Origin of the sequence: Olivibacter sp. CPCC 100613 (genome assembly GCF_036959255.1) — a bacterium.
In the GTDB taxonomy this organism is placed as follows: Bacteria; Bacteroidota; Bacteroidia; order Sphingobacteriales; family Sphingobacteriaceae; genus Olivibacter.
The window spans coordinates 35,749-43,509 of sequence record NZ_JAWMTI010000015.1 but is presented as its reverse complement, the minus strand read 5'-3'; the positions used below and the strand labels follow the sequence as shown (position 1 = coordinate 43,509).

Sequence of the window (7,761 nt, the reverse complement as noted above, 5' to 3'; positions counted from 1 at the left end):
CCGTTTGGCACGCGGATGTTCCACCCGTATTAAATGCACCTGTTGCAGAAGACCTTGCATATGTCATATACACCTCGGGTTCAACCGGACGGCCCAAAGGTGTAATGATCGAACATAGAAATGTCGTAAGCTTGGTTAGAAATGTCAGCTATATAACATTAGACGCCGATACCGTGCTATTAGCAACATGTTCTCCGAGCTTTGACGTCAGCACTTTTGAGTATTGGGGAACACTACTAAATGGTGGGCGATTAGTTGTCTGCAGCAAGAAAGACATACTGGATCCTAACCTATTAAAGAAGCAGATAGATGATAACGAAGTCAATACATTGTGGTTAACAACGACCTTAGCAAACTCAGTTATTGACAACGGTATTTTTGTTTTTGAATTCATTTCCAATGTCATAATTGGAGGAGAGAAACTCTCTTTTGAACATACCAGAAGGCTATTCTCGCAATATCCCAGATTAAATATCATCAATGGATATGGTCCAACGGAAAATACAACTTTCTCTTCAACCTATAGAATAAAAGGCGATGAAGTGGGAGATAATATTCCAATAGGAACCCCTTTAGAGAATAGATCTGCATACGTGATGGATTCGAGGCAAAACTTATTACCGGTCGGAATTTTCGGCGAAATATATGTTGGTGGCGATGGTGTTGCCAGGGGATACCTGAATAAACCCGAATTAACTCTGGAACGTTTTCTTCAGGGACTTACAAGTTCAATGGGGAGGTTGTATCGAACTGGGGATTTCGGTCGTTGGTCAGCAGACGGAAACCTTGAGTTTTTAGGTCGTAATGATAACCAGGTTAAGGTAAGTGGATACAGGATTGAACTCGATGAGATAGAAAATACGGCAATGCAATCTGGAATGGTAAAACAGGCGGTTGTAATTTGCCAAAAGCAGGAAACTGGCCATTTTCTAGTAGGTTATTACGTGCCTAAATTAAAATTCGATAGTAATGTTTTTCACTCCAGAATGAACGCAGTTTTACCAAAATACATGCTTCCAGCTGTCTGGAAAGAAATTGACCGCATACCATTTACTGATAACGGAAAAATAGACAGTTCTGCACTTTTCCAAAGCTTCCAAATAGATTTCAGTGATAGACAAACATGTAAACTTCCGGTAAGCACTTTACAAAAGCAAATCCAAATATTATGGAGGCAGCTATTAGGAGTGAAAACTATAGGAATCGAGGATAACTTTTTTTCTTTGGGAGGGCATTCATTACTTCTTATCAAGCTGGGGGCGGAAATAAGAAAATTAGGATTCGAAATTGCATTTCAGGACTTATTTAAATACCAAACTATAGAAAGTTTGGCAGATTTCTTACAGAAAATAGAATCCAGTAGTGCCAAAAGCATATCGGTAGGGGAAAGTCTGACAGAAAAAAATATTTATGTTCTTAATAAGCATGTGGCAAAACAAAATGTGTTTTTGATTCCGGGGAGCCCGGGCTTCTGTCAGCAATATGAAGAGGTAGGTGGCCAAATGGAAATGGAATTTCGGTTATACGGAATTCAGTTTCCGGGATTGATATATGGCGAACCGCTTTACTCTTTGTCCGAAATAGCTAAATACTATATCAGTTTGATTAAAAAAATTCAGCCATTTGGTTCATATAATATCGTAGGACATAGTTTTGGAGCCTACATTGGCTTCGAATTGTTAAAACAACTAATAGCTAGTGGAGACCATGTGCGAACATTTACCATCATTGATGCTTCAAGCAATTTTAAAAATCTATTTGGTCATTCCTCCGAAAAGCAAAAAAAGCTAGCGATAATAAAATTTATTGAATCTCTTATTCTCGAAGATTTGCATCTTACAAAAAATCAATCTACTCACCTTTTAGCGGCAGTTAAGAGTAAAATTCTAACGCTTGACTCAAGATTAACTGCAGAATCCATTGTTGATATATTACGAAGTACACTTTCTGAGGGGGACAAGGCCAAGTATTTAAATGTATTGCAATCGTTGATGATTCAAGCGATGATACAATTTAAACCTCAAGGAAATTTCAATTGTAGGACGATGGTTATAAAAGCAGTTGATGGATCTTGGATTAAGGAAAATGAGGCACTGGGATGGGATCGTTTTTTTTCAAATGTATTAATTGATACTAATTCGGGAGATCACTTCTCGATTGTTAAAGCTCCCAACAGTACTGAGCTTTCAAAAAAAATCCTAAAATTTATTAAAACAGGTGATGAAAAATATGGCACATAATTTCTTGGAAAATAAAAAAAACTCTACACAGCCGTTTAGTAAGATTATTTTTGGAGCGTGGGGAATAAAAAAAGATGCGGATTTTTATAACGTTTCGGAGAAAGATTCGTTAAAGGCCTTAGCTAGAGCTGTTGACCTAGGTTTTACCTCGATCGATACAGCTCCAGGCTACGGGTTTGGTTATAGCGAGCGCGTAGTGGCTAAGGTTGTAGAATCTATCTCTCGGGATAGCATCCAGATAATTACCGAGTGTGGCATAGTTTGGGGGGGTGAGAAAAGAGGGGTTTACACCTCTTCAGCAAAGCTGGATAACGGTAAAACGATTTCAAGCTATCTGTATGCGAATAAGAACAGTATTATTAAAGAATGTGAAAATAGTCTAAAAAGGTTAAAAACTGATTACATAGATTTATACACGCTCATTGAACGTGATAGCACAACTCCAATAGAAGAAACTGCGGAGGCATTTCAATTACTAAAGCAAAGTGGCAAAATTAGGTTTGGCGGAATTGGAAATTTTGCTATTGACGATTACAAAAAGGCTTGCGATTATTTCGATTTTCAATTTGTAAAAGCTAGGTATAATATGCTTAATCGGCGTATTGACGAGCAATTGGTTCCCTTTTGCAAGAAGACCAATAAGAAAATTTTGGCGTACGATTGCCATCAGCGAGGTATTTTAACTGGTAGAAGTTACCCTGAATTTTATTTCCGAGTAGGTGAGTCGGATTTTTTTACTAGATATTATAAACCCGATAATAAAGAAAAAATACGTAAGTTTTTAAATAACCTCACTTATTTGGCAATTGAGAAGGGTATTACGTTAGCGAACTTAACTATTGCTTGGGTGCTAGCTCAAGATGCTGTTTCATCAGTCCTACTAGCGGCTTCTCACATCGATCAAATCGTCGATGATGGTAGGGCAGCGGAGGTCATATTGTCGATGGAGGATGTTGCTTACATAAACTCAAATATTGATTTCCTAATGGAAACCATAGATTAACTTAACTCAATGAGCTTTGGATACCCAAATCGAAAAAAATGAAACTGCTACTCAATTATTTAAAAGCTTATCAAGGCAGGTTTTTATTGATGTTGCTTTTAACCGCAATAAGTCAATCCTGTCTTATGTTGAACCCTTATATAATAGGAAATTGCCTAATCGATCCATTAATAGCAAAATCCGAATTTTTTAGGTCCCGTAATTTAGGCGGCGAATTCTCTATCGGTATTGCAAAAGGTATGGTAGCATTGGTGGGAGTGACTACAGCATTCTGGAGTATCAAGGCTTTCAAAGACTTTATTCTTAGTAAGATAGTGAAGGAAGTAGGGTCAAGAATTTATCTTGACGTGCAAGCATCTTCTTTTACCTTGCCCTACAATGAGTATGAAACCAGCAGTAGCGGACAGATACTTTTCATAATGCAAAGGGTAAAACAAGATGTTGAGACGTTTTTACTAAAGTCGATTAATATTGTTTTTGCTTCATTAGTAAACCTTTGTGTAGTGATCTTTATCACCTATAAATTTTCTCCAGTTATCCCAGTTATCTACGTAATTGCGGTTTTGCTTTTCTGTGTTTTTGTCAATTCTATTACCGGGAAACTCCTCAACATTCAAAACGACATACTAAAAGAAAGCTCTTCCTTATCGGGAAAGGCAACTGAATCGTTGAGAAATATAGAAATTATAAGGTCTTATAATTTGGTTGACAAGGTGTTAGGTAAATTAGGTTTTAAAGTGTTTAAAGTACTTGAAATTGAAAAGGGAAAAGCCAAGCAAATTCAAAAAATTAGCTGTATATATCTATTTGTTTTCCATACTATGCAACAATTGACCTTTTTAATGTTAGTTTATTTTGTTTTCATCGGTACGATGACCTTGGGGCAATTGGTTATGATGCAACTTTATTTTATTTGGATTTTTGGTACGTTAGAAGAGATGGGTGGTGTTGTAATGTCTTTTAGAGAAACGCAGGCTTCTCTTTTGAATGTTCAAAATTTCAAGGAGAAGATTGCTTCTATGAAAGTTAATGTTTCCCTAAACACCCTTGATGCTGGTCGTATTACGAGACTGAGTTTTGATGGCGTAACCTTTAAATATGAATTTTCACGGGATTGGGTACTTCAAGACCTAAGTTTTCAAATTCAAAAAGGTGAAACTGTAGCTATTGTAGGACGTTCCGGATCAGGGAAATCTACATTAACAAAACTTTTGATTGGCTTATATCAGCCAAACCGAGGTAAAATCTATTATAATGGTATTGATCAAAGCGAAGTTGATTATAGTGGTGTTCGAAATCAGTTAGGACTGGTCTCGCAAGATTCCAACTTGTTTTCAGGAACCATTCGTGAAAATTTGTTGTTTGCCAATACTTCAGCAACAGATGAAATGATAGTGGACGCTTTGACTAAGGCATCATGCCTTGAATTATTAGTTAGAAGTGATGAAGGACTAGATACGATTATTGGTGAAAATGGTATAAAACTTTCGGGTGGCGAAAAGCAGAGAATTGCAATAGCCCGCGCCCTACTTCGAAATGTATCTATTTTTATATTTGATGAAGCAACGTCGTCACTTGACTCTATTACCGAGCTTGAAATTTCGGAAAGTATAAAAGTATTGAGCGCATCTAATAATTACATGACGATTGTAATAGCTCACCGGTTATCCACCATTAAGTTTGCAGACAGAATTCTTGTATTGCATGACGGAAAGGTCGCTGAAGAAGGAAACCATTGCAGTTTACTGGCAAAAAAAGGTCTTTATTCTTCACTGTGGGACCTGCAAGTCAATGTTACATATTAAATATATATAAAGTATATCGATCCTCAGATCAAGTACAATTACAAATTTATTTTTCTTGAATACTAATATTTTGATAATTATTTATAAAGTTATATCTTCAAAAAAATATGACCAATTACGAGAATTCTAATATGAATGTACATTATCAAAAATTTCCAGAAAAAAGGTCCTTCCGAACTTTTTCAAGTGTAATAATTTTATTCTTTTTATCCTTGTTAGGGATTAACGTATACGGTCAAGGGTCGGCAACCATTGAAGGATTAATAGTTGACAATGTGGGCAAACCTATTCCATTTGCAAATATAGAAACGGTTAAAGCCCAGACGGCCGAAGTTTTGCAAAAAGGCTCCTCTGACAATAACGGGCAATTCAAATTATTGTTGTACGGGGCTGATTCGGTTTTTGTGAAGGTAAGTAAAATAGGGTATGTCACATATCAAAGTAGGGTTATTTCTCTATCCGCTGGACAACAATTTCGGCTCGATAACATTCGACTAAAGGAGGAAAATATCAATTTGCAGGAAGTTGAAGTAGTTGGGAAGACCCCGCAAGTTGTTCAAAAGGCGGACAGAACAGTGGTTAATCTAGATGGAAACGTCCTGACATCAGGTAGCAACATACTAGAAATAATGAGTCGTCTGCCGGGGGTTTTCGTAGATAAAGATGGAAATATCACGTTCAACAGCAAGACAAACATATTGATAACAATAAATGGAAGGCAAACCTATATGGAGCCAGGTGATCTGGCAACCTATCTTAAAGGGCAATCAGCCGAAAATCTAAAAAATGTTGAACTGTTTAGTAATCCACCGGCAAGCTATGATGCCGCCGGAACGGGAGGTGTTATTAATCTGAATTTAAAAAATGGTGGAGAAGATGGTCTAAACGGATCGGTTACGGCCGGTACAAGATATAACGGTGGATGGAGTTATACGAGCACCGCAAATTTAAATTACAAAACGGGTAAGTGGCAGACCCGTTTAGGGCTTAGCCGAAATGACTATTTCCACACAGAAGATATGGAAATNGGTGGATGGAGTTATACGAGCACCGCAAATTTAAATTACAAAACGGGTAAGTGGCAGACCCGTTTAGGGCTTAGCCGAAATGACTATTTCCACACAGAAGATATGGAAATTTATAAGGAATTTAAAGAAACGACTATATCACCAAGATCGTTATTTTCCCAGGACATCGATTGGGATGTAAGAACAAAAACCTTCCTACTCGATGCCACCATAGATTATGCTATAAAAGACAACCACAGAGTTGGTGTTTCCTACCAGCTATCGGATGAAAATAGGAAGGACTTTAGAAATGCCATAACGGATATTGAAGAAATTGGTGGGTCAACAACACGAGAACATGCTGTTATCGATGATGTATCTCCGGGAACAAGACACTCAGTTGATGTGTTTTATGTAGGTGATCTCGATACCCTAGGATCAAATATCAGCGCGGATTTCGTTTATATCCATTCAGATAAAGATTTTCGATCATTATTAACCGAGCCGCAGACAGCTGGTAGTGCCGTGTTGCCAGACGGATCTATGGAAACGTTAAACCCAGTACTGTATAAAGTATATGGAGGTCAGGTCGACTTTACCAAGGTAGCCAAAACAGGAAGAAGTTTTAAAGCCGGTTTCAAATACAGTACCGTTAAGTCGGATAATAACCTGATTATGAATGTTTGGCAGGATAATAGCTGGAATCTCGACACAGGTAACAGCAACTGGTTCCTATACGACGAAAACATTGCTGCAGCGTACGCAAGTTACCATACACCTTTAGGAAAAAAATTCACGCTGGACGCTGGTTTGCGGTTGGAACATACCGATATGCTGGGAAGGTCGAGAACCACCGGAGAAAGGAACGAAAGGGATTATCTAAATCTTTTTCCGAGCATCTCGCTTGAACAGGGCATTTCTGATAAATATAGAATAGCATATAACTACAACCGAAGGATCACCCGACCAAATTATAGGTTATTAAATCCGTATAGAAGGTACTTGAATGAATATAATGTTCAGATAGGAAACCCAATGATAAGACCAATGTACAGTGATAACTTTGAAATTAATAATATTATTCACGACAAATATCAGGTAGCGCTAACTTATTCGCGAACATCAGATGTGTTTGGTGTCGTCCTGGAACAAAACGACAGTTCAAGGGTAACAACCGTTCAGATGCGAAACCTTGACACACAAAAAAACATTGGTTTAAGGTTCAATGCACCAATAACATTTACCAAATGGTGGACGAGCGAAAACTCAGCGACGGTTAACCGGACTTCGTATAATTCAATCATTGAAGAAACAAGCATTGATCAACATCAGCTCTCCTACAGTATTCAAACGCAACATAACTTTAATCTGCCTGCAGATATTAAGTTTCAGGTAAGCGGAACGTTTTTCGGCCCTCAATTATTTGGGATCTATACCCTTGATCCTTTATACTGGATTGATACGGGCATACAAAAATCTTTTTTCAAGAATAAGTTGACCGCGAATGTCAATTTTAACGATATATTCAGGACACAAATCTATAGTAACCCCCTCCATTTCAGGAATATAAATTCGACTGAAAGCGGTTACTATGCAACCAGAATGGTAATGGTCAGTTTAAAATATTCCTTCAGTAAGGGAAAAGATTTCTCACTCAACAAACCAGATGTAGATCAGGAAGAAACAAACAGGATGGCTCAATAAGC

4 protein-coding genes are annotated in these 7,761 nt (G+C 37.6%); all 4 read left to right on the top strand.

Translation table 11 applies throughout. The features are described 5' to 3' along the window. On the top strand, positions 1–2,240 hold a 2,240-nt coding region (locus RYH73_RS25810; RefSeq protein WP_335316321.1), incomplete at its 5' end, for an AMP-binding protein. Further along, the gene (locus RYH73_RS25805) at positions 2,230–3,243 is read left to right on the top strand and encodes an aldo/keto reductase (RefSeq protein ID WP_335316320.1); all 1,014 of its coding nucleotides are present in this window, start codon (positions 2,230–2,232) and stop codon (positions 3,241–3,243) included. The genes RYH73_RS25810 and RYH73_RS25805, both read left to right, overlap by 11 nt. A gap of 38 nt (positions 3,244–3,281) precedes the next feature. Continuing rightward, entirely contained in the window at positions 3,282–5,048 is a 1,767-nt protein-coding gene (locus RYH73_RS25800) for an ABC transporter ATP-binding protein (protein WP_335316319.1), read from the top strand. 107 nt (positions 5,049–5,155) lie between these two features. Next, positions 5,156–7,759 carry an outer membrane beta-barrel family protein gene (locus tag RYH73_RS25795; protein ID WP_335316318.1) on the top strand — a complete coding sequence of 868 codons (2,604 nt, stop codon included), beginning with the start codon at positions 5,156–5,158 and terminating at the stop codon, positions 7,757–7,759. Positions 7,760–7,761: the final 2 nt, after the last annotated feature.

Coding starts and splice junctions, on each gene's coding strand:
- RYH73_RS25805 (WP_335316320.1), top strand. CDS start 2,230: ATGGCACATAATTTCTTGGAAAATAAAAAAAACTCTACACAGCCGTTT.
- RYH73_RS25800 (WP_335316319.1), top strand. CDS start 3,282: ATGAAACTGCTACTCAATTATTTAAAAGCTTATCAAGGCAGGTTTTTA.